Raw genomic sequence first — 25,695 nt, 5'->3', positions numbered from 1 at the left:
AAAGAGTACAAATGTACTCCATGACGACTCTGACTCCCCGCCGTACCGCCATCCTGACCTTCATCCGCGATCGCATCGCCGAGCACGGTCAGCCTCCGAGCCTCGCCGAGATCAGCGAGGCGTTCGGTTTCGCCTCCCGCAGTGTGGCGCGCAAGCATGTGCTGGCGCTGACCGAAGCCGGGTTTATCGAGGTCAACCCGCATCAGGCCCGGGGCATTCGCCTGCTCGGGCAGCCGCCGCGTCCCGAGTTGCTGGACATCCCGGTGCTTGGTCGGGTGGCGGCCGGTGCGCCGATCGGGGTCGATGCGCAAGTTCATAGCCGCTTGCTGCTAGATCCGTCGATTTTCTCGCGGGTGCCGGACTACATGTTGCGGGTGCGCGGTGATTCGATGATCGAGGACGGCATTCTCGATGGCGATCTGGTGGGTGTGCACCGCAACCCCGAGGCGCTCAACGGCCAGATCGTCGTGGCGCGGCTCGACGGTGAAGTCACCATCAAGCGCTTCGAGCGGGTCGGCGATGTGGTTCGCCTGCTGCCGCGCAACCCGGCCTACCAGCCGATCATTGTGAACGCCGATCAGGACCTGGCCATCGAAGGCGTGTTCTGTGGCCTGGTGAGGCAAGGCTGATGGGTGCCGTCGTTGCGCTGGATACGCTGTTCAATGGCGGCCAGGTCTGGAGGGGCCGGCCTGCGCCGCCGGCCGCCAGCCCGCAGCCTACCGGGCATGCGGCACTGGACGCGGCATTGCCCAGCGGCGGCTGGCCGGAGGCGGCGCTGACGGAAATCCTGCTGGCCGGGCAGGGCGTGGGCGAGTTGCAACTGGTGTGGCCGACGCTGGCACGGCTGTCGGCGGCGGGCGAACGCATCGTGCTGGTGGCGCCGCCTTATGTGCCGTATCCCCAGGCGTGGCAGGGCGCCGGGGTCGATCTGCGTCAGTTGTCGATCATCCGGGCCAGCGAGCGCGATGCGCTGTGGGCCGCGGAACAATGCCTGCGTTCGGGCAGTTGCGGCGCGGTGCTGTGCTGGCCGCACAAGGCCGATGATCGTGCCTTGCGCCGTTTGCAGGTGGCGGCGGAAACCGGCCAGACCCTGGCCTTCGCCTATCGCCCCCTCAGTGAAGCGATCAACCCTTCGCCGGCGGCCCTGCGCATCGCCATCGATGCCCGGCCTGCACAACTGCGCGTGCTCAAGTGCCGCGGCGGCCTGGCCCGTTCGGCGCCGATTGCCTTCGCCGTGGGGCATTGAGGTTGCCATGCGCTGGGTCTGCATTGTTTTCCCGCAACTGGCGCTGGACGCGGCATTGCGTCAGCGCGCCGATCCTGATGAACCCCTGGCGTTGCTGACCGGCCCGGCCCAGCGCCGGGTGCTGCAGGCCGTCAACGCTGCGGCGCGGGCGCTGGGTTTGCGTCCCGGCCAGTCCATGAGCGCGGCACAGGCCTTGAGCAAGGGTTTTGCCACGGCTGAATACGACGCCAGTGAAATCGAGCGCTGGCAGCAGTTTCTCGCCGCCTGGGCCTATCGCTTCAGTTCCCAGGTCAGCGTGCATTACCCCCGGGCCGTGGTGTTCGAGATCGAATCCAGTCTTGGCCTGTTCGGCGCCTGGCCGCAATTCGAAGCGCTTTTGCGCCGTGAACTTGGCGAACTGGGGTTTCGGCACCGCATCGTGGCCGCGCCCAACCCGGTGGCGGCGCGGGTGCTGGCCAACGCCTATGACGGCCTGGTGGTCCCGGATGATCAAGCCTTGCAGCATCACCTGGGGCAGATGCCCGTCGACCGGATCGGCCTCGAAGCACAGGTCGCCACGGCCTTGTCGCGCATGGGCCTGCGCACCTTGAGCCAGGTGCAGGCGTTGCCCCGGCAGAGCCTGGCCCGGCGTTTCGAGGCCCAGGTGCTCAAGCATCTGGATGCCCTGTTGGGTGTGCGGCGGCTGGCGCTGGCGTTTTACCTGCCGCCGGACCGCTTCGATGTGCGTATCGAGCTCAATTTCGATGTGCAGTCCCATCAAGCCCTGCTGTTTCCGTTGCGCCGGTTGACGGGCGACCTGTCGGCGTTCCTCTGCGGTCGCGACAGCGGCGTACAGCGTTTCGATCTGCATCTGGAGCACGCCGGGTTGCCGGATACGCTGATCAAGGTCGGCCTGCTCAGCGCCGAGCGTGATCCGGCGATGCTCTTCGAACTGGCCCGGGGGCGGCTGGAGCAAGTCCAGGTCGAGGCGCCGGTGCGCGGCTTTCGCCTGTGTGCCGAGGATTTGCCGAGCTTCGTGCCCCAGCATCAGGAGCTGTTCGACGATCGCCCGCAGCAGTCCTTGCCCTGGGAGCAACTGCGCGAACGCCTGCGGGCACGGCTGGGGGATGACGCGGTGCATGGCTTGCGCTTCCAGGCCGATCATCGCCCCGAGTGCGCGTGGCAGGCCAGTGCCGACAGCCAGCCTTGCGCAGCGCTGGGTGCCGTGAAGCGGCCGGGCTGGCTGCTGACCGAGCCGCTGGCCGTGCATCAGGGTTCGGCGCGCATCCTCATGGGGCCGGAGCGTATCGAGTCGGGCTGGTGGGACGGTGACGACGTACGCCGCGACTATTACCTGATCGAAACCCGCGCCGGCCAACAGGGCTGGGCCTACCGGGCGGTCGGCGAGGACGGCCCGTTGTGGTTGCAGGGCTGGTTCGCATGAGCCGCGACTATGCCGAACTGCACTGCCTGTCGAACTTCAGTTTCCAGCGCGGTGCCTCCAGTGCCCTCGAGCTGTTCCAGCGCGCGAAAAAACAGGGTTACCAAGCCCTGGCGATCACCGACGAATGCACCCTGGCGGGCATCGTTCGTGCCTGGCAAGCAGCGAAGTCCGTGGAGTTGCCGCTGATCATCGGCAGTGAAATACGCATCGAGAACGGTCCGAAACTGGTGCTGCTGGTGGAGAGCCTCGAGGGCTATCAGGCGCTGTGCCGATTGATCACCCGCGCCCGGCGCCGTACGCAGAAAGGCCAGTATCAGGTGCTGCGCGAAGACTTCGGCGAACCGTTGCCGGGGCTGTTGGCATTGTGGGTGCCGGACGCTGTCGATGCCTTTGCACAGGGCCACTGGCTCCAGCAGGTCTTCGGCGAACGCCTGTGGCTGGCGGTGCAGTTGCATTGCGGTCAGGACGATGGGCAACGCCTGAACGATCTGCTCACACTGGCTCGGGAGCTGCGAATTCCAGCCGTGGCCAGTGGCGATGTGCACATGCACGCACGCGGGCGCCGGGCCTTGCAGGACACCATGACCGCGATCCGACACCACCTGCCGGTGGCCGATGCCGGGTTGCGCCTGCACCCCAACGGCGAGCGCCATCTGCGCAGTCTCGATGTGCTGCAGGCGCTTTATCCGCCAGACTTGCTGGCGCAAACACTGGTCATTGCCCGGCGCTGCACCTTCGACCTCGGCCAGCTGCGTTATCAATACCCCCGCGAACTGGTTCCGCAAGGGCACTCGGCCACCTCGTGGCTGCGTCATTTGACCGAGGAGGGCATCGAGTGGCGCTGGCCAAAAGGGCCGAAAAACGAAGTGTTGGTACAGATCGATAAAGAGCTGCAACTGATCGCCGAACTGGGCTATGAAAGTTATTTCCTGACGGTCCACGACATCGTCCGCTTTGCCCGCCAGCAACAGATTCTTTGTCAGGGGCGTGGTTCTGCCGCCAACTCGGCAGTGTGCTTCGCCCTGGGGATCACCGAAATCGATCCGGATCGCACCACGTTGCTGTTCGAGCGCTTCCTGTCCAAGGAACGTAACGAACCGCCGGACATCGACGTCGATTTCGAACATGAACGCCGCGAAGAAGTCTTGCAGTACGTGTTCCAGCGTTATGGCCGGGCCCGCGCCGCGCTGACGGCGGTGGTCAGCACTTACCACGCCGCCGGTGCGGTACGGGATGTGGCCAAGGCATTGGGCTTGCCGCCGGACCAGATCAACGCCCTGGCCGATTGCTGCGGTCACTGGAGCGATGAAACGCCCCCTGTCGAACGCCTGCGTGAAGGTGGTTTTGACCCGGAGAGTCCGCTGCTGCACCGGGTGCTGAGCCTGACGGGGCAGTTGATCGGCTTCCCCCGGCATTTGTCCCAGCACCCCGGCGGTTTCGTGATTTCCGAGCAGCCGCTGGACAGTCTGGTGCCGGTGGAAAACGCCGCCATGGCCGAGCGCACCATCATCCAGTGGGACAAGGATGACCTCGACGCAGTGGGCCTGCTCAAGGTCGATATCCTGGCCCTGGGCATGCTCAGCGCGATTCGTCGATGTTTCGATCTGCTGCGCCGGCACCGGGGCCTGGACCTGAGTCTGGCGACCATCCCGCCCGAGGATGCGGCCACCTACGAAATGATCGGTCGGGCCGACACCATCGGCGTGTTCCAGATCGAGTCCCGGGCGCAGATGTCGATGTTGCCGAGGCTCAGGCCCAAGACGTTTTACGACCTGGTGATCGAGGTCGCCATCGTTCGGCCAGGGCCGATCCAGGGCGGCATGGTGCACCCGTACCTGCGGCGACGGAACAAGGAAGAGCCGGAGGCGTATCCGTCGCCGGAACTGGAAGTGGTGCTCAAGCGCACCCTTGGCGTGCCGCTGTTTCAGGAGCAGGTCATGCAGATTGCCATCGTCGCCGCCGACTACAGCCCCGGCGAGGCCGATCAGCTACGCCGCTCCATGGCCGCCTGGAAACGTCATGGCGGACTCGAACCGCACAAGGAACGGCTGGCCGCCGGCATGAAGAAAAACGGCTACACCGCCGAGTTCGCCGCGCAGATCTTCGAGCAGATCAAGGGCTTTGGCAGCTACGGTTTTCCCGAGTCCCACGCCGCCAGCTTTGCCTTGCTGACGTACGCCAGTTGCTGGTTGAAATGCCACGAGCCGGCGGCCTTCGCCTGTGCGCTGATCAACAGCTGGCCGATGGGGTTCTACAGCCCGGACCAGATTCTGCAGGACGTTCGGCGTCATCATTTGCAGGTTCGCCCGGTGGACGTGCGAGCCAGTGACTGGGACTGCAGCCTGGAACCGATCAGCGGTGCCCAACCGGCGATTCGCTTGGGGCTACGCATGATCAAGGGCTTTCGCGAGGACGATGCCCGACGCATCGAAGCGGCCCGCTCGCAAGGCGCGTTCGCCGACATCGCCGACCTCGGCGAGCGGGCGCGACTCGATGCCCGCGCCCAGGAGCAACTGGCCGATGCCGGTGCGTTGCGTGGCCTGGCCGGCGACCGCCACCGGGCGCGCTGGGAAGTGGCGGGGGTGCAAAAGCAGCTGGGTTTGTTTGCCGGCCTGCCGAGCCAGGAGGAGGATGCGGTGGCGTTGCCCAAACCTACCGTGGGCGAGGACCTGCAAGCCGATTACGCCAGTGTCGGCACCACCCTCGGGCCGCATCCGCTGGCCCTGTTGCGGGGTGAGTTGAAGGCACGGCGCTGCCGCAGTTCGAAAGAATTGCTGGACGTCGAGCACGGTCGGCCGGTCAGCGTCGCCGGCCTGGTTACCGGCCGGCAACGCCCGGCCACCGCCAGCGGCGTGACCTTCGTCACCCTCGAGGACGAGTTCGGCAATGTCAATGTAGTGGTGTGGCGCGACCTGGCCGAGCGTCAGCGCCAGGTGCTGGTCGGCTCGCAGCTGCTCAAGGTCGATGGGCGCTGGGAGAAGGAGGGCGAGGTCCGGCATCTGATAGCCGGGCGCTTGAGTGACCTGAGTGCGTTGCTCGATGGCATCACTGTGCGTAGCCGGGACTTTCATTGAGTCACAGGGCTTCAGATAGTTGAGTGTCGGCAGCAAAGTCGGTGAGTAGCTGCCCTGTTGCCACAGGGCGTTCGATCATGGGCAAGTGGTTGCAACCTTCAAGGGTGACAGCCTGTCCGCCCCGACCATCGGGCAGACCGTTTTGCAGGGTCTCCAGGGCGGAGATATCGATCACCTTATCCTCGCGGCAGCCGATGCCAAGTACCGGCATGGTGAGCTGCGCCAGCCGAGGGTCCAGCGCGAGCCATTGGGACGGTGGACGGATCTGCGCCAGGGAGGACTCGATAAAGCTGCGCTGGCGCCGATTGCTTGCAACCGCATCTTCCACCTCCTGATCAGACATTTCGGGAGGATCGAGATAGACAAGTCGGGCAGTGCGTTCGACGCCGGCACGGTCATCGTAGATAAACGGGTTGTCACCCGCATTCAAGGCCCGGATGAAATCGTTTTCGGCAAAGCTCAATCCCAGCGGGCTGATCAGCACCAGGCGCGCAATGCGCTCCGGCCTCTGGGCGGCGAACACTCCGGCAATGGCACCCCCCATGGAGTGGCCGACCAGATTGATTTCACGCAGGTCGAGCGCAAGCAGAAAATCATTGAGCCGTACGGCTTGTGCATCAATGTCGTAATTTTCACCTGCAAGGCGCGTTGACTCGCCCCAGCCGGGAAGGTCGGGAATGATCACATGAAAGCGTGCGCCGAGGTCCTCGCCCAGCGTGCGCCAGACCTCCTTGTTTGAAGAAAAGCCATGTACAAGCAACAGTACCGGACCGTTTTTTGCGCCCTCGTAGTACGACCAGGTCGTGTCACCTGCCAGGATCGACCTGGTCTTCAAGGGGAAGTCTGTCGGGGTAGTTGCCTGGGCGGCGCCCAGGACTGCGAGCGTGGTAGTGGCGACTATTGCGCTGAGCAAGCGGGTGAGTCGCCGGCTTCGTGTCTGATGGCGAAGCGTCGATCGTTCAAGGGCATCCATGTCTTTGAGATCCTGATGATGGGTGAGCTGAGAAGCAAGAGGGAGGATTTGAAAGGGGGATGGGGTACGGCGGCAATGCTGGCACCTGAAAAATGTACGACCTCGAATTTCAGATGCCAACGCAGGTAGTCAGGCGGGTTCTTGGCCTGCCATTGACCCACCGCAACCTCTGTAGGAGCTGCCGAAGGCTCGGGCCGCGTTCGGACGATCTTTTGATCTTCAGCGGTCATGAAACCGCCAGGAATCAAGATCAAAAGATCGCAGCCTTCGGCAGCTCCTACATGGAAGGGGTGCATCTACAGAAATTATTTGGCCAGTGGCCAAAACCGCTCGCCACCGCCCGGGGCATCCGTCCACGCCTGCAGCGAGCGCGTCGGCAAATCGAAGTAATCCCGCGTGCGCGCATAGCCATGTCCACCCATGCGTCCGATGGCATCGAGCCCCAACTGATCGATGTACAGGGTTTTCGGGTCGATCAGTTCGTCACGCACATGCGCCATCAGCACCTCCCCAAAGATGATCTCCCGGGATTGGCCGATGGACAGCGCCATCATCCGCCGGCACTCCAGCGCCACCGGTGCTTCGCCGATGCGCGGGCATTTGACCGTGGTGCCGGGGATGGCGGTGAGGCCGGCGGCGGTCAGCTCGTCGAAGCCGGGGGCGAAGGGCACAGCACAGACATTCATGGCCTCCACCAACGCGTCACTGACGATGTTCACGGTGAATTCCTGATTGAGCTGGATATTGCGGGTGGTGTCCTTGGGGCTTTGGTCGCCGTAGTTTTCCACGCCAAGGGCGAGGATGGGCGGATCGGCCGACAGCGCATTGAAAAAGCTGAACGGCGCCGCGTTGATCCGGCCTTCGCCGTCGACGGTGGTGACCAGGGCAATCGGTCGTGGCACGACGCTGCCGATCAGAATCTTGTATTTGTCCCGTGGGCTCAGTGTGCTGAAGTCAAAGCTTTGCATAGGCAGAATTCCCTAAAGGAGAGGCTCGATCACGCTCAGCGGCGTCTGTGCGCTGTAGTCGTCGGCGAACGGGATGGCCGGCTGGAACAGGCTTTTCCAGTCCGGTTGGCCGAAGGCCCGGTCGCTGTGGCTGCGCATCAGTTTTTCGAATTGGCGTTGGGCCTGCCGTTGCAGGGCGGGGTAGTCGACGCCCTCGACCTGGCCGTTTTGCATCACGCAGCGGCCATCGATGTAGCTGGCGATGCAGTCGTCGCCGCGACCGGCCAGTACAAGATTTTTCAGCGGGTCGAACAAAGGCCCCAGGTGCATCCCGCGCAGGTTGAACACGCTGATGTCGGCCTTGCACCCCGGTGCCAGTCGGCCGAGATCGTCGCGACCCAGTGCCCTGGCGCCGCCGAGGGTCGCAGCGTTGTACATATCCAGTGTGCTGGTCAGTGAGTTGCCGCCCTCCATCAGCCGGGCGATGTTCAGGCCCTGGCGCATGTTGTCGAGCAAGTCCGCCGGCCAGGTGTCGGTGCCGAGGGCGAAGTTGACACCCTTGGCCCGATAGCGGCCAAACGAATTCAATGCCTCGCCGTCCCGGGCAAACACCACCGGGCAATGCACCAGGCTCGCGCCGCCATCTATCACACGTTGCAGGTCGTCATCGCCGTGGGTGTAGATGCCGTGGGGCAGCAGGCTGCGTGGAGTCAGTAGCCCTAGCTGCTGTAACCAACCCAACGGCGAGGTGCCGTGCAGTTGCTCGACCATCGCCACTTCACCAAGGCCCTGGCAGCAGTGCAAACGCATCGGTGCGTTCAGTTCCCGGCTCAGCGCGGCGGTGCGTTGCAGCAGCGCCGGGGTGCAGGTCTGGATGCGGTCGGGCAACAGTGCACCACGAATCAGGCCGTTGTTCGCGCCGTCGAAATCCCGGAAAAACCGTTCGGCGGCATCGAGGCCGGCCATGCCCCGGGCTTCGTCCCAGTGGTGCGCCAGGGTGCCATCGGCGCGCCAGTAACTCATGCCACTCATGTAGCAGGGGCCCAGGTAAGTGCGCAGCCCCAACTCGGCCGCCACGCCGGCTACCGCCGCAAACTCGTCGTAGGTCTCGGCCCACTCGCGGTAATACATCGAGGTGATCGGCATGGCGGTGGTGATGCCGTTGCGGATCAGTTGCGTGAAGGCATAGCGGTATTTGAAGACTTCTTCTTCGGGGCTGTAACTTTCCCGCGATCCACGCGCCAGATACTGCGCCGACCACATGCGGCCCATGTCGCGCTCGTCGCCGTTGTCCAGGGTCAGTACCGTGGAGTCGAGATCGCCAAGGGCATCCAGATCGATGAAGCCGGGGCCGATCAGCGCGTTGCCGTAATCAACCCACTGATCCACCGGGCCCAGATAACCGCGCCCGACAAACTCGATGCGCGAGCCTTCGAACACCACTTCGCCGTCGCGCCACAGCACATGCTGCGTGCCGTCGAAGCCGACCACGCAACTGGCCCGCAAGCCGATGCGCTTCACAGACGGCTTTCCAGCAAACGACCGCCCGCAGCGATCAAACGACCCGCGCGATAGACTTGACGCGGCGGTCGCGAAACCACCGCTTCACCCAACGTTTGCACAGGCATCAGCAGGAAGTCCGCCGGCTGGCCAATCTTCAGGCGATTGGCTGCGCAACCCAGCGCCTGGGCGCCGTTGACGGTCGCCGCGTCAAACACCGCAGCCAGTTCTTCGTCCTTGTTCAAATCGAAACGGAACGCCAGCAGCATCGCGCGCTCCAGCATGTCGCCGTTGCCCATGGGCGACCAGGCATCACGAATGCCGTCCGAGCCCAGGCACAGATTCACGCCGGTTTCGCGCAGGGCCAGGAACGGTGGCACCGCGCAATCGGCCGGGGCCGAACTCATCAGCGAAATACCCAGTGTCGCCAGGCGCTCGGCCACCGGTTTGACCTGGCTCCATGGCAGCATGCCGAGGCAGTAGGCATGGCTGATCATCACCCGGCCTTGGCGGCCGAAGCGCTCGGTGTAGTCGGCAATGAGCGCGATCTGCCACAGGCCCAGCTCGCCCTTGTCGTGCAGGTGAATGTCGACGCCACGGTCGAATTCGCTGGCCAGCTTGAAGACGAAATCCAGTTGGGCGATCGGGTCGTTGTCGATGCCGCACGGGTCCAGGCCACCGACGTTCTCCACGCCCAGGGCCATGGCTTCGCGCATCAGTTCGGCGGTGCCGGGGCGACTGATCAGCCCGGTTTGCGGGAACACCACCAGTTGCAGGTCGATCAGGTCGCGGTATTGTTCGCGCAGTTGCTGCATGGCCTCGACATGCCGCAGGCCGAATTCCGGGTCGATGTCGACGTGGCAACGCATGGTCAGCGAGCCGCGGGCGATGCAGTTTTCCAGCAGGGCCCCGGCCCGTTGCGCAATCGGTGTGGTGACTTCGCGCAGGATGCGCCGTTCGTTGGCGATGTAGTCCTTGAGGGTCGGACCGGCGCTGTTAGGGCGCCAGGGCTGGCCCCAGAGGGTTTTGTCCAGGTGTACGTGGCTTTCCACCAGGGCGGGGGTGAGCAACTGGTTCTGGCCGTCGATGTCGGTGGCGCAGAGGGCCTCGTTCGAAGCCGGACGGCGTTGAGTGAACCGGCCGTTTTCGATCAGCAGGTCTTCGGCGGGGGTGCCGTAGGGGCGCACGTTGCGCAGCCAGCGGGGTTGGGTCATTTAAAACCTCAAATTCTGTGGTGTTTGGGAGGGCCTCATCGCTGGCAAGCCAGCTCCTACAGTGATTTGTGTTGGGCACAAAATTTGTGAACACCACCAAACCCTGTGGGAGCTGGCTTGCCAGCGATGGCCGCGACTCGGCTTCAAGTCAAACAATCAGCCCTTGAGCTTCGCCCAGATCCTGTCCTGCAGCTCCCGCGCCTTGTTGCTGCATTCCTTTTCAGGACGCAGGCGCGAGGCGAATTCGTCGGGCATGTTGATGGCATCCATCACCCGCCATTTGGCGTCGATCAGCTTGTCGCTCTGGATGCCGTTGTCGTAGGCGATCGCATTGGACACGGCGGCGGCGTTTTCCGGTTTCATCATCCAGTCGATGAAAATCTTCGCGTTGCCGGGGTGGGGCGCGCTCTTGGGTACGGCGAAGTTGTCCTGGAACATGGCCAGGCCTTCCTTCGGATAGACGTACTTGATGGTGCTCTTCTGCAGGGTGGCGCGGGCAGTGGAGCCGTTCCAGTTCTGCATCATGATCACTTCGCCGGAGGCCATGCGGTCGACGGTGTTGTCCGAGCTGTACATCTTCAGGAAGGGTTTCTGCTTCTGCAGCAGTTCGAGGATGCGTTTGGCGTCCTGCGGGTTTTCGCTGCATTCGTCGACATTCAGGTAGTGGCTGGCGGCGTTGATCACGCTGCTGGAGGTGTCAAGGGCCGCGAGCTGGCCTTGCAGTTCCTTGCGCGGCTCGAAGAACTCTTTCCACGAGTCGTCGAGCTTGCCGCCGGGCACCCGGGCGCTGTCATAGGAGAAACCGGTGGTGCCCCACAGGTACGGTGCCGAGAACTTGCGGCCCGGGTCGAAACTCGGGTCGCGGAACGCCGGTTTGACGTACTGGAAGTTGGGTAGGGCCGAGGCGTCGATTTCCAGCAGCAGGTCCTGGTTGATCAGGGTGCGCATGATCGATTGCGACGGCACGATCACGTCATAGGCAGCGCCGCCGGCCTGCAACTTGGCCAGCAGGGTTTCATTGCTGTCATAGCCATCCATGGTGACCTTGATGCCGGTCTCCTTTTCGAACTTGGCCAACAGGTCGACCGGGTAGTAATCGGTCCAGTTGTAGAAGAACAGCTCCTTGGGCTCGGCGGCCTGGGCGCTGGACGCAGCGAACGCGGTGAAGCAACTCAAGGCCAGACTGGCAACGGCGAAACGCATGCTTTTCACTTTATTGCTCATAAAAGTAACCTCCAGGCTCATTGTTGTTTGCCGCGCTGTCCCAGCCAGAAGGCCAGCACCACCAGCACGATGGAAATCACCAGCATCAGGGTCGAAATCGCATTGATCTCCGGCGTCACGCCGGCCTTGATCGCCGAGAAGATGTACACCGGCAAGGTGGTCGAACCGGGGCCTGCGACGAAGAAGGTCATGATGAAATCGTCGAGGCTGACCACGAACGCCAGCACCGAACCGGACAGCACCGCCGGCCACAACAGCGGCAAGGTCACCCGGCGAAACACCTGCCAGGGGTTGGCGTACAGGTCGTTCGCCGCTTCCAGCAGGCTCTTGTCCAGGTCATTGAGCCGCGCACGGATCGGCAGGTAGGCAAAGGGGATGCAAAAGCCGATGTGGGCAACGATCACCGTCAGCAGACCGAGCTTGATCCCCAGCGCCATGAACAGCAGCAGGGTGGCGACGGCCGTGACGATCTCCGGCAGGATCAGCGGCAGGTTGATCCCGCCTTCGACCATTTTCTGTCCGTAGAACGGCCGGTAAGTCGCCAGCGCCGCGAGCAGGGCAATCGCCGTGGCGCAGACCGTGGCGATGCTGGCAACGATGATCGAGTTCAATGCCGCGGTCTGGATCGACGGGTTCGCCAGGATGCGTCCGTACCAGGCGAACGAAAACTCGGTCCACACCGTCGCCGAACGGTTGGCGTTGAAGCTGTAGGCGATCAGCACGAAGATCGGCAGGTACAGATAGGCCAGCATCAACAGGCTGACTTCACGGGTCAGCGGCAGTTTCTTCAGGTGCAGGGCAATCATGCTTGGGCTCCTGGGCGTTGGGTCTTGGCGGCATTGCGGCTATAGAGGGCGTAGAGCACCAGGGACAGCAACATGATCCCCAGCAGCAGGAACGACAGCGAACTGCCCAGCGGCCAGTTGCGCGCGGTGCCGAACTGCTGCTGGATCAGGTTGCCGATCATCAGCGTCTTGCCGCCACCGAGGATCGCCGGGGTAATGAAGGCACCCAGGCTCGGCACGAATACCAGCAAGGCACCGGCAATCACCCCCGGCATCGACAGCGGCAGGATGATCCGCCGCAAGGCGTGCCAGCGATTGGCGCCCAGGTCGTAGGCCGCTTCCACCAGGCGCCAGTCGAGTTTTTCCAGGGTCGAGTAGATCGGCAGGATCATGAACGGCAGGAAGCTGTAGACCAGGCCGACGCTGACCGCGAAATCGTTGTAGAGCAGGGTGATGCCGCCGGCCTGGGGGAACAGCGCGTTGAGGCTCTGGGCGACCCAGCCGTGTTCGCGCAGGATGATCAGCCAGGCATAGTTGCGGATCAGCAGGTTGGTCCAGAACGGGATGGTGATCAGCAACACCATCAGGTTGCGTCGGCGCGGCGTCAGGCTCGACATCCACAACGCCACCGGAAAGCCGAACAGGAAGCACAGGACCGTGGTACCGCCGGCCTGGAACACCGAGCGCAACAACGCTTGGGCGTAGACCCAGTTCAGTTCCAGTTCGCCGTCGAAACCTTCCTGAAAGAACAGCTGCACATAACTTTGCAATTGCCAGTTGGCCTGCCAATCGACGCCGCCATAGACGTTGCGCGGCAACAGGCTGATGTAGCCCATGATGCCCAGCGGAATGGCGATCAGGGCCAGCAGGGTCAGGACGACCGGGCTGAGCAACAGCGCGCGGTTGAGGGCCGGGGAAGTGCTGCTGACGCTCATCTCAGGCCTCCATCAACAGGCAGGCGTGAGGCGGCAGGTTGACCGCGACGCGATCGCCCACCACCCGCCCGTGGCTCAGGCCTTCGTTGTTCTCGCGCAGCATGACCTTGATGTCGTTGTTCAATCGGCACTGATAGAGCGTGGCCGTGCCGACGTACAGCACGGCCTCGATCACGCCGCGCAGGTGATGGGGTTGCGACGGTTCGACCAGTTGCGAACGCTCGGGGCGGAACGCCAGTTGTACCTTGCTGCCGTCAAAGCCCTGGGCCGGGCAGGGGATTTCCACGGGCATGCCGTTGGGCACGAAGAGCTTTTCGTTCTGCTGGCCACGCTTGAGATGCCCGGGGAGGAAGTTGATGTCGCCGATGAATTGCGCGACGAACTGGTGCTGCGGACGCTCGTAGATCTCGTTGGGCGTGCCGATTTGCAGGATCTTGCCGGCGGACATCACGGCAATGCGATCGGACAGGGTCAGCGCTTCTTCCTGATCGTGGGTGACGAAAATGAAGGTGATCCCGGCTTCTTTTTGCACGCGCTTGAGTTCGACCTGCATTTCCTTGCGCAGCTTGAGGTCCAGCGCCGACAGCGGCTCATCGAGCAACAGCACTTTCGGTTTCGGCGCCAGGGCCCGGGCCAGAGCCACCCGTTGCTGTTGACCGCCGGACAGTTCGGCCGGTTTGCGTTTGGCCAGGTGCTGCATTTGCACCAGCGCGAGCATTTCCTCGACCCGCTGCGGGATCAGTTTGCGATCAAGGCCCTGCATCTCGAGGCCGAAGGCGATATTCTGCGCAACACTCATGTGCGGAAACAGCGCGTAACTCTGGAACACCGTGTTGACCCGACGCTTGAACGGCGGCAAATCGTTGACCGGCTCGCCCGCGAGGCGGATCTCACCGTCGCTGACGTGCTCAAAGCCGGCAATGGTGCGCAGCAGGGTGGTCTTGCCACAGCCGGAGGGGCCGAGCAGGGTGAAGAATTCGTTGTCGGCGATGTCGACAGAAACATTGTCGAGGGCTGGCGCCAGCCCGGGGTCGTCGGAATATCGCTTTGAGACGTTTCGCACTTCAATTGCAACTGGATGACCCATAATGGTGCATTCCTCTAATTATTGTATGCAAAATCTGGATGCAATTTAGAAATACCCGGATTAATCTGCTCGTGCAAGCCCCTTTTTCAAAGGCTGATCATTCGCCAGGGTTGTTTGCACAGGGCGCAAGGAGTTGATGAATGACGGAAAAGAAACTGGAAACCACGGTGGACCGCGTCTACCAAGGGGTTTACGAGGCGATCAGCAAGCGTTCGTTGCGTCCGGGGATGAAGCTGGGCGAAGCCTCGCTGGCCGAGCTGTTCAACGTCAGCCGTACGTCTGTGCGGGCCGCGCTCAAGCAATTGGAGGCCGATGGGTTGGTCACCACCGAGCCCAATAAGGGGGCATCGGTGTCATTGCCCAGTGACGAGGAGATCCGCTCGCTGTTCGAAACCCGGCGTCTGGTCGAGATCGGTATCGTCAGTGAACTGTGCCGTCGCCGTGATACGGCGGTGACCCAGGATCTGCGCGATCACCTGCTGCTGGAAGATGAAGCGCATCAAAGCGGTGATCACGAACGGCTGATTCACCTGCTCGGCGAGTTCCACATCAAACTGGCCCGCAGCCTGAACAACCCGGTATTGCTCGACTGGTTCCAGAAGCTGATTTCCCGGGCCTCGCTGTATGCCGCCGCGCTCGATGACGACAGCCACGAAGCCTGCCGCGACGATGAACACCTGCGGTTGATCGAGTACATCGAAGCGGGCAACCAGAGCGCGGCCATCGAGCTGACCTGCATGCATTTGAATGGCATCGAGAAGGCCATTCTCGATGTCGCGGCGACCCTGAAAAGCAGTTACAACCCGCTCAAGCATCTGATTGAGGTGTAGGAGCTGCCGAAGGCTGCGATCTTTTGATCTTGTTGTTAAAAATCAAAGTCAGAAGATCGCAGCCTGCGGCAGCTCCTACAGGGGTAGCTATTTCATCGCATCAGCTATACCTCTATGAAACGAATCGCGCCCAGAGTGCTCGAAACAAACGGGTGCCATTTACCGGGATAGAGCCAGCCGATGCAGTTTCTAGCGGATAGCCACGGGTGTGCCGGGTGGAACGGCGAAATGGCCGGGCGCATTCGTGCGTTCGACTGGAGCCAGACCGAACTTGGCCCGCTCGACTCATGGTCCAGGAGCCTGACCAGCGCGGTGCAGTTGATGCTCGCTTCGCCGCTGCCGATGGTGATGCTCTGGGGCCAGTCCGGGTACATGATCTATAACGACGCTTATTCCAAGTTTGCCGGTGGGCGTCATCCGTACCTGCTCGGCTCCGCCGTGGAACTGGGTTGGCCCGAGGTCGCCGAATTCAATCGCCACGTGGTCGACACCTGTCTGGCGGGCGGCACCTTGTCCTTTCGCAACAAGGAACTGGTGCTGCTGCGTGACGGGGTTCCGGAAGATGTCTGGATGGACCTCTACTACAGCCCGGTAGCCGACGATGACGGACGCCCGGCCGGGGTCATGGCCATGGTGGTGGAAACCACGGATCGGGTGATCTCCGAACATCGGCGACAGGCGGCTGAAGACGCCTACCGCGCCGACAACGAACGGGTGCGCCTGGCGCTGAACGCCGGTGCATTGCTCGGCTCCTTTGTCTGGGACATCAAGGCCAACGTGCTGTCGGGCGATGAGCGTTTTGCCCGCACGTTTTCCTATCCCCACGGGCAAGACCTGGAAAACCTGTCACAGGAAACCGCAGAAAGCCGCATCCATCCAGATGACCGCAGCTGGGTCCGGGAACGCGTCAGATTGTCGGTGGAGACGGGCGAGCCCTACAACGTCGAATACCGGATCCGGCGCCCCGACGGCAGTTACCTCTGGATACTCGCCAGTGGCTGTTGCGAGTTCAATGAACAGGGCGAGGCGTTTCGTTTCCCCGGCGTGCTGATCGACATCCACGAACGCAAGACCGCCGAAGAGTCCTTGCTCAAGTTCACCCGCAACCTGGAGCAGCGGGTGGCCGATGAGGTCGAGGCGCGGCTGGCGGCGGAAGATCAATTGCGCCAGTCACAGAAGCTGGAAGCCATCGGCGGCCTCACGGGCGGTGTGGCCCATGACTTCAACAACCTGTTGCAAGTGATCGCCGGCAACCTGCACTTGCTGGCGCGCCATGAGCGGGGTAACGCCAATGTGCAGCGCCGGGTCTCGGCGTCGATTGCCGCCGTCGAGCGCGGTGCCAAGCTGTCCTCGCAATTGCTGGCGTTCGCCCGCCGCCAACCGTTGTCGCCCGCGGTCTTCACATTGCGGCAGATTTTCGATGGCCTGGCGGAGTTGTTGCTGCGTGCCCTGGGTGAAACCCTTCAGGTGCACATGACGGCACCTGAGGATTCCTGGAATGTGTTTGTTGATCGCAACCAACTGGAAAACGCCATTCTCAATCTGGCGATCAATGCCCGTGACGCCCTTCAAGGCGAGGGCAGGATTGACCTGTGTGCGGAAAACCTCGTCCTCGATCGCAAGTTTTGCGTCGGTAGGGGCATTGCCCCGGGGGACTATGTGCGGGTGTCCGTGACGGATACCGGCGTCGGCATGCCGCCACAGGTGCTGGCCCAGGCGTTCGAGCCATTCTTCACCACCAAGGCCGACGGGCAGGGCACCGGCTTGGGCTTGAGCATGGTGTTTGGCTTCGTCAAGCAGAGTGGCGGTCATATCGAAATCGCCAGTGACGTGGGGCGGGGGACCCGGGTGCAGTTGTACTTTCCGCGCACCTTGCGCGCGGTACCCAGTGAGACGCCGGGCCCCGATATGCCGCCACGGGGCGGGCACGAACGCATCCTGGTGGTCGAGGACAATGAGGCCGTGAGAGTGTCGGCGGTGGAGTTGTTGGGCGAGGAGGGTTATCAAGTCCTCACGGCCGCCAACGCAGACGTCGCCATGCAAATGTTGCTGGATGGGGTGACGGTGGACCTGATATTCACCGACGTGGTAATGCCTGGTCTGATCAAGAGTTCGGACCTGGCGGCCTGGGCGAAGGTGCAGGAGCCGCCGGTGGCGGTGCTGTTCACTTCGGGGCATACCCGCGACATCATCTCGCGCAATCACCAGCTGAGTCCGGATACCCATTTGCTCAGCAAACCCTATAGTCCTGAAGCGTTGACGCAGATGGTGCGGACGGTTCTTGGTGGCTGACAGAATTTCTTGTGGGGGCGAGCCTGTGTTGACTGTGTACATATCCGTTTCTTCGGTAACGGCGGCTTATGGTTTCGCCCTTACGGCGACTCACTTTTTTACAAGCGCCTAAAAAAGTAAGCAAAAAACGCTCGCCCCTTACGTGCGGCCCCTCGCCTAGGCTCGGGGTTCCTTCGCTCCGGCATTCATCCGGGGGCATTGCCCTCCGGTCGGCTTCGCTTCGACCTACATGCAATGAGTTCGACTACGTCGAACGGCGCTGCGCGCCCATCCCCGGATGAACACCTCCGCTCAGCCTGCCGAGGGGGCGGGTGGATCAAGATCAAGAGCGGCAGGCGAGCTAACGCTCGGCCTGTTGAGTGGTGAGAAGCGGGTGTTCGCAACTCTGCTGTTCTGGGAGCTGGCTTGCCAGCGATGGCGGTCTGACAGCCGATCAATTTCTTGGGGCTGTACTCGGCACCTGTGGGAGCGGGCTTGCTCGCGAAGAGGCCGGTACATCCAATAGAGATGTTTGCTGACCTGACGCGTTCGTCGGATCGACTCCCGGAGCAAGCGCCGTCCCACAAGGATGCATGGATCACGCAGCTACTTGCTCGGATGGGCGGCCTGGAGTTTTTTCGCCATTTGCAGGTGTTTTTCCAGCGCCGGCAGCATTTTTTGCGCAAAGCCCTTGAGCGCGGTGGCACCTTTGACCCGGTCGTCCGTCACCGTATTGGCTTCCTTCTTGAACAGGTCGATGGTTTCTTCATGGGCCTTGACCTGGTTGTCGGCGTAGGCCGCGTCGAAGGATTCGTCGCGCATGTCGAGGATTTTTTCCTTGGCTTGTTTGGTCAGCGTCGTGCTGTCCGGCACTTCGATGTCGAATTTTTTCGCCAGGGCGGCCAGTTCATGGTTGGCCTTGGAATGATCGGTAATCATCATCTTGGCGAATTTCTTGATGTCGGCCGATGCACTTTTTTCCAGGGCCAGCCGGCTGGTCTCGACTTCGGCGATGCCGCCGGCGGCCGCTTTGTCGACAAAGTCATTGGAGGTGGCAGCCAGGGCACTGCCCATGCAGCTGCTCATTGCGATAACCAGGGCCAGGTGACGCACGTTGAGTCCGTCCATTGGTGATTCTCCGCACAGGTTTTCTAAGGTGATCAAGTGATCGTTAACCAGTGGAGGCAGCGGCGCAGGCAAAGGTTTTATCGCATTTGCGACAGGACGACGAACGGGCACCGCTGGTCTGACAGGTGGTCGACAGAACGGGCCAACCGAGGCCATTCTGATAGTTGGTGAACGCAATCAGTCGGCGTTTGCTACCGATTAACAAACGGAGGTGTTCCATGCCGGTGCCCCATGACCTTTTTCAGGATCTGAGTTGCACAAAGGAAGAAATCCAGCAGAAACGCACCACGGATCCGTTACTGGATTCACTGATCAACAAGTATTCCCTGGCTGATGCCGAAGTGGTGAAAGCGGAGGAAGCCAAATCCAGCGATGATGCGGTGACGAAGCTCAAGGCGAAGCGCTTGGAGGTCAAGGACAAGATCGTCAAACAACTCCAGTTGCGGTCCTGATCCAGCGTGCCTGCCACCGACGATCGGTGGCTGAAAAGTTGGAACGGCCACCAGAACCGGCACCTCGAATGCTCAGAGACCGATATCACGGCTCTCAACGAGGTGCCTCATGACCCAGCCCAAATATCCCAGTGAACAACAGGGTGGCTACGACCCGATACCCACTCATCCCGAACCGCTGAGCCCCGAACACACCACGGTCAATCCCGAGGAAGAGCCGGGCATTGATGAATGGCCGGAGGATGAAGGTGTCGACATCGATCCAGAGTGAACACCGTCCTCTGTAGGAGCGAGCCTGCTCGCGATAGCGGTGGGTGAGTCGATATAAATGCGGACTGGTCGGGCGCCATCGCGAGCAAGCTCGCTCCCACATTGGTGCTTGGTTGAACTCAACAGATCATTGCAACGCCTTGCTCAAAGGCAACCGCGCCATGTTCTGCGCCTTCAGTGAACCGAAATACAACCAGTCCCCATACTCGCGCACGGTGGTGATCGGTGAGTAGTTGTCGCTGCTGCCGTCCTGCAGGTTGGCGATCACCTTGCCTTCAAGGTCCAGGCCCAGGGCGAACCCGCGCTTTTCCACGGGTTTGGGCAGGACAGTCATGGCCCGCACGATCATCTTGCGCACGAACGGATGCGCCGCCGTGCCATCGAGCAGGGCGTTTCGGGGGGCATACAGCGCCACCCAGAACCGATCGTGACCATTGAATGACAGGTTGTCCGGCAGGCCCGGCAGGTTGTCGATGAACAGGTCTTGGGTGCCGGCCTTGGGGCCGCTGAGCCAATAACGGCTGATACGGTAGGCGCCGGTTTCATTGACCAGCACGTAGGCATCGTCCGGTCCCAGGGCCACGCCGTTGGCGAACTCCAGCTTGTCCAGCACAACCGCCGTTTTGCCGGTCTGGAAGTCGTAGCGCAGCAATCGACCGTCACCACCGTGTTCGAGCACGGCCTCACCGTCGTGGCCATAACCGAAACGGCTCGAAGCGTCGCTGAAATAAGCGTAGTGACCGGGTTTGTCGATGACCACATCATCGGTAAATCCGAAGGGAACGCCGCCAGCCTCTGTGGTCAAGGCCACCAGACGACCCTGGGCGTCGAGAGACAACAAACCTTTGACGGCATCGGCGATCACCAGCAGACCATTGGGATGCCGGGCCAGGCCCAGTGGCCGGCCATCGGTGTCGGCCAGGACTTTGGTGGTCTTGCCATCCAGGCTGGTGCGGATCAGGCGCCCGTCGTGCAGGCCGGTGATGAGCGTGTCGTTTTCCAGCAGCAGGGCTTCCGGCCCGTCGATGTCGGCGGCACCGACGCGCTCCACGCCTTTGAGGCGCTGATTGTCGGCGTAGATGCCGCTGGAGAGGGATGGCGCGGGTTGTGGCGTCCAGGCCACCGGTCGCACCTTGGTCGGCATCAGCAGCAGGAAGGCGCCGATGACGACAATGACCAGCAGCAGGCATTTGAGGATTCTGCTCACGCGTTGACTCCGGTTGCCACCAGGTATTTCTGCGCCATCTCGCGCAACGCTTGCATCGACGCCGCCGATTCCCGGTCGATGCGCCGCTTGAGCAACAACCGGTTGGCAATCCGCATCGCCAGACCGCTGAATCGGTATTCCAGGGTACGGACGAAACGTGTGTCCTTGCCCAGGGCTTCGCATTCGTAGGTCACCACCAGCGACAGGCCATGGTCACCCTGGGCACGCGCGCTCCAGCGTTGGCCGGGCAGGTACTGCGCCACTTCCCAGCTCAAGTGTCCTTCACGGCCGCCGGCGCGGATGTCCTCCTCGAAACGTGCGCCGGCATGCAATGGACCTTTGGGCCCATCGATGTGCAGCGACGACGGGTGCCATTGCGGCCAAAGGGTCACGGTGCTGGCGTAGGCCAGTACATCGGTCGGGTGTCCGGCAATGACAATCTGATGCTGCATGCGGGTCATGGGCGTTCTCGTCGGGTTGAGCGGCGCAGGTTCCGGCTCCCAATAGAGGGTGCCGAACAGGTAGTCCATCAGCGGGAAAACGATGTTGAAATTGCGCTCCTGCATCCGTTCGCGGCGGTGGTGCAGTTCGTGCAGCCGGCGCATCTGGCGGATCCACGGCAGCCGTGTGAGCGGATTGTGCGACGGCAGATGCTCGCAGGCATGGAACACCTCGTAAGCCAGGTAGCCGAGGACAAGAACGCCGCCGACCAGTCCGGCGACGTTGCTATCGAAGTGCTTGAGCAGCCACCAGAGGGGCAGGGCCACGGCGAGCGTGTGCAGTACGATCAGCCATGCGGGAAACAGGATCACCCGCCAGTCGCGGGCGCTGTCGTAGGTCATGTGGCCAGGGGTGAAGAAACTGTGGTGGTCGCCGGCGTGACGGGCATAAAACAGCCGGGCGAAGCGCTTTTTATGATGCCCCAGGTGGCGATGCACCACGTACACGCCGAGGTTGAACGCTAGCAGCGTGACGGGTACCGCAAGCCATTCCCTTGGCTGTACCTGATGCACGTTGCTCCAGAAAGCGCTGATCGCCAGCGCCCCGAACAACAGGACAAAAGCGCCGTGCAGCCAAGGGTTGTATAGCGGATGAATGGCAGCGCGGTAATGGCTGCGGAATCCTTCGGTGGTCTGCCTCACTGCAATCACCTGTGGTTATTGTTATCTCCTGCAGATTAGTCGATTCCGCTGTTTTGGCGGGGTGAACCTTGAGGACACAACGGCCATGATCCGGTGCAAACCGGTCTCAGGTCAGCGGGTCCCAGCGTTGCGACCAGTCTTCGTCGGAATCGATCACCTCGCGCAGCAGGTCGAAGGCGCGTTGCAGCGTCGGCGAGTCACGATCGCGGGAGTAGACCAGATAGGTCGGGTAGCTGAACTCCGGAGCCTTGGGCACCCGTTCCAGGGCGCCGCTATCGAGATAACTCTGCACGACACGGGTGCGGAAGTAACCACTGCCGCCGTTTTCGAGAAGGTACTGCAAGCCCAGCGGGCCAAGATTGAAACTCAGCGCAGCCTTGGCTTTTTCCGGCAGGGCGGCATCGTGCTGGCGCCGGAATTCGGCGCCCCAATCGATGTACACATAAGGATCGGGCCTGTCGGCGAGGCGCACGAGGATCAGTTTTTCTTCGAGCACCTGCTCGACCTGCAAACGCGGCCAGTACTCGGGCTGATACACCAGCGCAGCATCCAGAACGCCCAACTCCAGTTGGCGCAGGAGGTTTTCTCCGTCATGGATTTCCATGCGCAGGGCGTGGCTGGGGATGTGCTTGCGGATTTCGCCGGCCCAGCCGAGCATCAGCGGGTTACACAGGCTCACCTCGCCACCGATATGCAGCACATCGCGATAACCCTCGGGCAAGGGCAGATCACGCCGTGCGGCGTCCCAGGTTTGCACCAGTTGGTTGGCGTACACCACGAACGCTTCACCGTTGGGCGTCAGGCGAGCACCGGCACGGTTGCGCACGAACAGGGTACTGCCCAGTTGGCTCTCGAGTTTCTGCACCCGTGCGGTGATCGCGGTCTGGGTGACATGGAGCTTTTGCGCGGCGGCAGCCAGGCTGCCATGGCGGACGATTTCGAGGAAAGTGCGGGCGAGGTCGATGTCCATGGGGCGGCCGGTGTGGGGAGTGTGAGCATTGTAAGAGCACCACAGAACTTGTGGCGAGCGAGCTTTCTCGCGTTGGGCTGCGCAGCGGCCCCGAACCGAGTGCTGCGCAGCCCAACGGGACGGTGCGGCAATCCGACAAGCTTCCTCGCCACACAGAGCGTCTTTTTAGAACCCTGAAACGACGAATCCCGCCACTAGGGGCGGGATTCGTTTGCAGCAGGCACGCTCCCGAAGGCCGGGAGCCAGGTGCTTACGACGGGAACAGCTCGGACAGTTTCATGGCCAGCATCATGTCGCCTTCAGCGCGCAGTTTGCCGCCCATGAACGCTTGCATGCCGTCAGTCGAACCGTCGACGATGCCTTCCAGGGTTTCGCCGTCCATCACCAGAGTCACCTGGGCGTCCGGGTTCTCGCCTTCCTGCAGCTCGCAAGTGCTGTTCTTGACGATCAGCGAGAAGTTCTTGGTGTCGTCGATGCGGAAACCGAAGACCAGGTCCAGACCGGCAGCAGCGGCTGGGTTGAACTTGGCTTTCATTGCTTGTACGGCGTCTGCTACGGAGGTCATGGTTCAATCCTTTCTTGGGTAATAAGAGCTGGGTGATTACAGCCAGGGTCACAATAGTCCGGACTCAGCGAAACGTGATGAGTTCCGGGGCCTTCAACAGTTGCAGGTGCGCATGACTGTTGAAGGAAGCCAGCGTCACCTCGCGACCACGAAACTTAAGCTGGTTGAGCGAGGTGTTGACGATTTGCCAGTTCAATTCAAAGGCCTGCCGGGCAGGCATTTGCGTAATCAGGTGGAGCAGGGCGGTGATGGTGCCGCCGGAGGTGAACACGGCGATTTTCTGGGTGTTGTCGGCCTGGTCGAGGATGCGATGCAAGCCGGCCCGCACCCGCTCGACAAACCCCAGCCAGCTTTCCAGGCCCGGTGTGTCGTAGGTACCGGCGAGCCAGCGTTCGATGATCAGGGCGAAGATGCGCTGGAACTCACCACGGTTTTGCGCGGCGTTGCGCAAGATGTTCAGCGCCTCGGGTTCGTCCGGCAACATGGCCGGCAACAGCGCGCGGATCACCGCGTCGGCGTCGAATTCGTTGAAGGCGGAGTCGGTTTCCAGCAGCGGGACCGGCAGGCCCACCGCGGCGAATTGTTCCAGCGCGCTGTTGGCCGTGTGCTGCTGCCGGCGCAGATCCCCTGCCAGGCAGCGGTCGAAGCTGATCCCGAGTTCGGCCAGGTGCCGGCCAAGGATTTCAGCCTGCCGAATGCCGGTCGGCGACAGGACGTCGTAGTCGTCTGCACCGAAGGAGGCCTGGCCATGTCGAATCAAATAGATACTGCCCACGTCCGCGTCATCCCGGTACGTTGAAGGTTTGGCGAGGTTATGAGGATGGCGGTGAGCTGTCAATGAAAAAACATACGCTTGTTTGAAATGCTCGTTACAGGCCCGTTGCCAGAGGTTTCACGGCTGGTCGCAAGGTCGGCGCATGGGTATGCTGGAGGTATCCCGCGCGTTCAAGCCGCGCATCGTTTGAGGAGTCCCCGTGGAGTTTTTTTCCGAGTACGCCATTTTTCTGGCCAAGACCGTGACCCTGGTGATCGCCATTCTGGTGGTCCTGGCCAGTTTTGCGGCCCTGCGCAGCAAGGGGCGGCGCAAGTCGTCCGGCCAGTTGCAGGTCAGCAAACTCAATGATTTCTACAAAGGGCTGCGCGAACGCCTGGAGCAAACCTTGCTCGACAAGGACCAGCTCAAGGCCCTGCGCAAGACCCAGGCCAAGACTGACAAGAAGCAGAAGAAAAAGCCCGAGGCCAAACCCCGGGTGTTCGTGCTCGATTTCAACGGTGATATCAAGGCTTCGGCCACCGAGAGCCTGCGCCACGAAATCACGGCCTTGCTGACCCTCGCCACACCCAAGGACGAAGTGGTCCTGCGCCTGGAAAGCGGCGGCGGCATGGTTCACAGCTACGGCCTGGCCTCCTCGCAACTGGCGCGTATCCGCGAAGCCGGCGTGCCCCTGACCGTGTGCATCGACAAGGTCGCAGCCAGCGGTGGCTACATGATGGCGTGCATCGGCCAGAAGATCATCAGCGCACCGTTCGCGATCCTCGGCTCGATTGGCGTGGTGGCGCAGTTGCCCAACGTCAATCGCTTGCTGAAAAAGCACGACATCGACTTCGAAGTGCTCACCGCCGGCGAGTACAAGCGCACCCTGACGGTGTTTGGCGAAAACACCGAGAAGGGCCGGGAGAAGTTCCAGCAAGACCTGGACATCACCCATCAACTGTTCAAGAACTTCGTGTCGCGCTACCGTCCGCAACTGGCGATCGATGAAGTGGCCACCGGCGAAATCTGGCTCGGCGTCGCGGCGCTGGACAAGCACCTGGTCGACGAACTCAAGACCAGCGATGAATACCTCGCTGAGCGCGCCAGCAAGTCCGAGCTCTATCACTTGCATTACGCCGAACGCAAAAGCCTGCCGGAGCGCATCGGCATGGCCGCCAGCGGCTCGGTCGATCGCGTGCTGTTGAGTTGGTGGAGCCGTTTGACCCAGCAACGTTTCTGGTAACGGGCCAGGAAATTTTGCCAAACATCCAGCCGGGGCATTTGCCCCGGTTTTTTTTGGTGTTTTCACTGGTTTGGAGGGCGCTTCATTTTCAGCGATGGTCGTTAACGATAACGCGTGTGAGCCGGATGAACGCGGCGCGCTTGAGTCCATCGCCAGCAGGCTGGCTCCTACAGTTTCAGCGTGGGCGCGGTCCCCTGTAGGCGCTGGCTTGCCAGGGATGGTCGTTAACGAAAGCGCGTGTGAGCTGGATGACCGCGGCGCACTGGAGTCCATCGCCAGCAGGCTGGCTCCTACAGTTTCAGTGTGGGCGCGGTCCTTTGTAGGAGCTGGCTTGCCAGCGATGGTCGTTAACGATAACGCGTGTGAGCCGGATAAACGCGGCGCACTGGAGTCCATCGCCAGCAGGCTGGCTCCTACAGTTTCAGTGTGGGCGCGGTCCTTTGTAGGCGCTGGCT

At 62.1% G+C, this 25,695-nt stretch carries 23 protein-coding genes; 9 read left to right on the top strand and 14 right to left on the bottom strand.

What is annotated here, in order from left to right:
* Positions 1 to 11 precede the first annotated feature (11 nt).
* Genes lexA through CD175_RS07715 form a run of 4 tightly spaced genes read left to right on the top strand, consistent with a single transcriptional unit; the run spans position 12 to position 5,743 of the window.
* The gene (lexA, locus tag CD175_RS07730) at positions 12 to 629 is read left to right on the top strand and encodes a transcriptional repressor LexA (RefSeq protein ID WP_104448386.1); all 618 of its coding nucleotides are present in this window, start codon (positions 12 to 14) and stop codon (positions 627 to 629) included.
* The gene (gene imuA / locus CD175_RS07725; RefSeq protein ID WP_007973327.1) at positions 629 to 1,246 is read left to right on the top strand and encodes a translesion DNA synthesis-associated protein ImuA; all 618 of its coding nucleotides are present in this window, start codon (positions 629 to 631) and stop codon (positions 1,244 to 1,246) included. The genes lexA and imuA overlap by 1 nt, the downstream gene beginning before the upstream one ends.
* 7 nt (positions 1,247 to 1,253) lie before the next feature.
* Positions 1,254 to 2,669 carry a Y-family DNA polymerase gene (locus tag CD175_RS07720; protein WP_104448385.1) on the top strand — a complete coding sequence of 472 codons (1,416 nt, stop codon included), beginning with the start codon at positions 1,254 to 1,256 and terminating at the stop codon, positions 2,667 to 2,669.
* Positions 2,645 to 5,743 carry an error-prone DNA polymerase gene (locus CD175_RS07715; protein WP_205886322.1) on the top strand — a complete coding sequence of 1,033 codons (3,099 nt, stop codon included), beginning with the start codon at positions 2,645 to 2,647 and terminating at the stop codon, positions 5,741 to 5,743. The genes CD175_RS07720 and CD175_RS07715 overlap by 25 nt, the downstream gene beginning before the upstream one ends.
* Before the next feature lies 1 nt (position 5,744).
* On the opposite strand, the gene CD175_RS07710 is transcribed toward CD175_RS07715, so the two are convergent.
* The 8 genes from CD175_RS07710 to CD175_RS07675 form a co-directional block, all read right to left on the bottom strand.
* Positions 5,745 to 6,716: an alpha/beta fold hydrolase gene (locus CD175_RS07710; RefSeq protein WP_104448383.1), complete on the bottom strand. Its 972-nt coding sequence runs from the start codon at positions 6,714 to 6,716 to the stop codon at positions 5,745 to 5,747.
* A 305-nt stretch (positions 6,717 to 7,021) separates the two neighbouring features.
* Entirely contained in the window at positions 7,022 to 7,684 is a 663-nt protein-coding gene (locus tag CD175_RS07705; RefSeq protein ID WP_007973324.1) for a flavin reductase family protein, read from the bottom strand.
* Between the two features lie 12 nt (positions 7,685 to 7,696).
* Complete coding sequence (locus CD175_RS07700) at positions 7,697 to 9,184, bottom strand: amidohydrolase family protein (protein ID WP_104448382.1); 1,488 nt, start codon at positions 9,182 to 9,184, stop codon at positions 7,697 to 7,699.
* Positions 9,181 to 10,377, bottom strand: coding sequence for an amidohydrolase family protein (locus CD175_RS07695; protein ID WP_104448381.1), 1,197 nt, complete (start codon positions 10,375 to 10,377; stop codon positions 9,181 to 9,183). Before CD175_RS07695 ends, CD175_RS07700 begins: the two co-directional genes overlap by 4 nt.
* Before the next feature lie 156 nt (positions 10,378 to 10,533).
* A complete protein-coding gene (locus CD175_RS07690; RefSeq protein ID WP_104448380.1) occupies positions 10,534 to 11,601 on the bottom strand; it encodes an extracellular solute-binding protein in 1,068 nt (355 codons plus the stop codon).
* Positions 11,602 to 11,618: 17 nt separating this feature from the next.
* Entirely contained in the window at positions 11,619 to 12,407 is a 789-nt protein-coding gene (locus CD175_RS07685) for an ABC transporter permease (RefSeq protein WP_007995935.1), read from the bottom strand.
* Complete coding sequence (locus tag CD175_RS07680; RefSeq protein WP_007973317.1) at positions 12,404 to 13,321, bottom strand: ABC transporter permease; 918 nt, start codon at positions 13,319 to 13,321, stop codon at positions 12,404 to 12,406. The genes CD175_RS07685 and CD175_RS07680 overlap by 4 nt, the downstream gene beginning before the upstream one ends.
* A gap of 1 nt (position 13,322) precedes the next feature.
* Positions 13,323 to 14,408 (bottom strand): ABC transporter ATP-binding protein, encoded by a 1,086-nt coding sequence (locus CD175_RS07675; protein ID WP_104448379.1) that lies wholly within the window; start codon positions 14,406 to 14,408, stop codon positions 13,323 to 13,325.
* 140 nt (positions 14,409 to 14,548) lie between these two features.
* Here CD175_RS07675 and CD175_RS07670 point away from each other — a divergent pair, with 140 nt between their 5' ends.
* Together CD175_RS07670 and CD175_RS07660 are read left to right on the top strand one after the other, a co-directional pair.
* On the top strand, positions 14,549 to 15,238 hold the full coding sequence (locus CD175_RS07670) for a GntR family transcriptional regulator (protein WP_007973313.1): 690 nt from the start codon (positions 14,549 to 14,551) through the stop codon (positions 15,236 to 15,238).
* A gap of 180 nt (positions 15,239 to 15,418) precedes the next feature.
* The gene (locus tag CD175_RS07660; RefSeq protein WP_104448378.1) at positions 15,419 to 17,530 is read left to right on the top strand and encodes a hybrid sensor histidine kinase/response regulator; all 2,112 of its coding nucleotides are present in this window, start codon (positions 15,419 to 15,421) and stop codon (positions 17,528 to 17,530) included.
* Positions 17,531 to 18,115: 585 nt separating this feature from the next.
* Here CD175_RS07660 and CD175_RS07650 read toward each other — a convergent pair.
* Entirely contained in the window at positions 18,116 to 18,637 is a 522-nt protein-coding gene (locus tag CD175_RS07650; RefSeq protein ID WP_104448377.1) for a DUF4142 domain-containing protein, read from the bottom strand.
* Positions 18,638 to 18,855: 218 nt separating this feature from the next.
* Here CD175_RS07650 and CD175_RS07645 point away from each other — a divergent pair, with 218 nt between their 5' ends.
* Positions 18,856 to 19,089, top strand: a complete 234-nt coding sequence (locus CD175_RS07645) for a DUF465 domain-containing protein (RefSeq protein ID WP_104448376.1) — start codon at positions 18,856 to 18,858, stop codon at positions 19,087 to 19,089.
* Positions 19,090 to 19,198: 109 nt separating this feature from the next.
* Complete coding sequence (locus CD175_RS31310) at positions 19,199 to 19,360, top strand: hypothetical protein (RefSeq protein WP_167399505.1); 162 nt, start codon at positions 19,199 to 19,201, stop codon at positions 19,358 to 19,360.
* A 126-nt stretch (positions 19,361 to 19,486) separates the two neighbouring features.
* On the opposite strand, the gene CD175_RS07640 is transcribed toward CD175_RS31310, so the two are convergent.
* From CD175_RS07640 to CD175_RS07620, 5 genes are all read right to left on the bottom strand, one after another.
* Positions 19,487 to 20,566 carry an SMP-30/gluconolactonase/LRE family protein gene (locus CD175_RS07640; RefSeq protein WP_104448375.1) on the bottom strand — a complete coding sequence of 360 codons (1,080 nt, stop codon included), beginning with the start codon at positions 20,564 to 20,566 and terminating at the stop codon, positions 19,487 to 19,489.
* Positions 20,563 to 21,708 carry a sterol desaturase/SRPBCC family protein gene (locus tag CD175_RS07635; RefSeq protein ID WP_104448374.1) on the bottom strand — a complete coding sequence of 382 codons (1,146 nt, stop codon included), beginning with the start codon at positions 21,706 to 21,708 and terminating at the stop codon, positions 20,563 to 20,565. The genes CD175_RS07640 and CD175_RS07635 overlap by 4 nt, the downstream gene beginning before the upstream one ends.
* A 106-nt stretch (positions 21,709 to 21,814) precedes the next feature.
* Entirely contained in the window at positions 21,815 to 22,678 is an 864-nt protein-coding gene (locus CD175_RS07630; protein WP_095966810.1) for a LysR family transcriptional regulator, read from the bottom strand.
* 250 nt (positions 22,679 to 22,928) lie between these two features.
* Positions 22,929 to 23,243, bottom strand: a complete 315-nt coding sequence (locus CD175_RS07625) for an SCP2 sterol-binding domain-containing protein (RefSeq protein WP_007976511.1) — start codon at positions 23,241 to 23,243, stop codon at positions 22,929 to 22,931.
* A gap of 64 nt (positions 23,244 to 23,307) precedes the next feature.
* Positions 23,308 to 24,018, bottom strand: a complete 711-nt coding sequence (locus tag CD175_RS07620) for a histidine phosphatase family protein (RefSeq protein WP_104448373.1) — start codon at positions 24,016 to 24,018, stop codon at positions 23,308 to 23,310.
* A 199-nt stretch (positions 24,019 to 24,217) separates the two neighbouring features.
* On the opposite strand from CD175_RS07620, the gene sohB reads away from it, so the two are divergent.
* A complete protein-coding gene (gene sohB / locus CD175_RS07615) occupies positions 24,218 to 25,240 on the top strand; it encodes a protease SohB (protein ID WP_046038501.1) in 1,023 nt (340 codons plus the stop codon).
* Positions 25,241 to 25,695 lie beyond the last annotated feature (455 nt).

Source organism: Pseudomonas laurylsulfatiphila (genome assembly GCF_002934665.1).
Classification (GTDB): domain Bacteria; phylum Pseudomonadota; class Gammaproteobacteria; order Pseudomonadales; family Pseudomonadaceae; genus Aquipseudomonas; species Aquipseudomonas laurylsulfatiphila.
This window is presented reverse-complemented; position numbering and strand designations above follow the sequence as displayed.

Coding starts and splice junctions, on each gene's coding strand:
- CD175_RS07625 (WP_007976511.1), bottom strand. CDS start 23,243: ATGACCTCCGTAGCAGACGCCGTACAAGCAATGAAAGCCAAGTTCAAC.
- CD175_RS07685 (WP_007995935.1), bottom strand. CDS start 12,407: ATGATTGCCCTGCACCTGAAGAAACTGCCGCTGACCCGTGAAGTCAGC.
- CD175_RS07705 (WP_007973324.1), bottom strand. CDS start 7,684: ATGCAAAGCTTTGACTTCAGCACACTGAGCCCACGGGACAAATACAAG.
- CD175_RS07630 (WP_095966810.1), bottom strand. CDS start 22,678: ATGGACATCGACCTCGCCCGCACTTTCCTCGAAATCGTCCGCCATGGC.
- imuA (WP_007973327.1), top strand. CDS start 629: ATGGGTGCCGTCGTTGCGCTGGATACGCTGTTCAATGGCGGCCAGGTC.
- CD175_RS07650 (WP_104448377.1), bottom strand. CDS start 18,637: ATGGACGGACTCAACGTGCGTCACCTGGCCCTGGTTATCGCAATGAGC.
- lexA (WP_104448386.1), top strand. CDS start 12: ATGTACTCCATGACGACTCTGACTCCCCGCCGTACCGCCATCCTGACC.
- CD175_RS07660 (WP_104448378.1), top strand. CDS start 15,419: ATGCAGTTTCTAGCGGATAGCCACGGGTGTGCCGGGTGGAACGGCGAA.
- CD175_RS07675 (WP_104448379.1), bottom strand. CDS start 14,408: ATGGGTCATCCAGTTGCAATTGAAGTGCGAAACGTCTCAAAGCGATAT.
- CD175_RS07670 (WP_007973313.1), top strand. CDS start 14,549: ATGACGGAAAAGAAACTGGAAACCACGGTGGACCGCGTCTACCAAGGG.
- CD175_RS07680 (WP_007973317.1), bottom strand. CDS start 13,321: ATGAGCGTCAGCAGCACTTCCCCGGCCCTCAACCGCGCGCTGTTGCTC.
- CD175_RS07720 (WP_104448385.1), top strand. CDS start 1,254: ATGCGCTGGGTCTGCATTGTTTTCCCGCAACTGGCGCTGGACGCGGCA.
- CD175_RS07710 (WP_104448383.1), bottom strand. CDS start 6,716: ATGGATGCCCTTGAACGATCGACGCTTCGCCATCAGACACGAAGCCGG.
- CD175_RS07690 (WP_104448380.1), bottom strand. CDS start 11,601: ATGAGCAATAAAGTGAAAAGCATGCGTTTCGCCGTTGCCAGTCTGGCC.
- CD175_RS31310 (WP_167399505.1), top strand. CDS start 19,199: ATGACCCAGCCCAAATATCCCAGTGAACAACAGGGTGGCTACGACCCG.
- CD175_RS07695 (WP_104448381.1), bottom strand. CDS start 10,377: ATGACCCAACCCCGCTGGCTGCGCAACGTGCGCCCCTACGGCACCCCC.
- CD175_RS07645 (WP_104448376.1), top strand. CDS start 18,856: ATGCCGGTGCCCCATGACCTTTTTCAGGATCTGAGTTGCACAAAGGAA.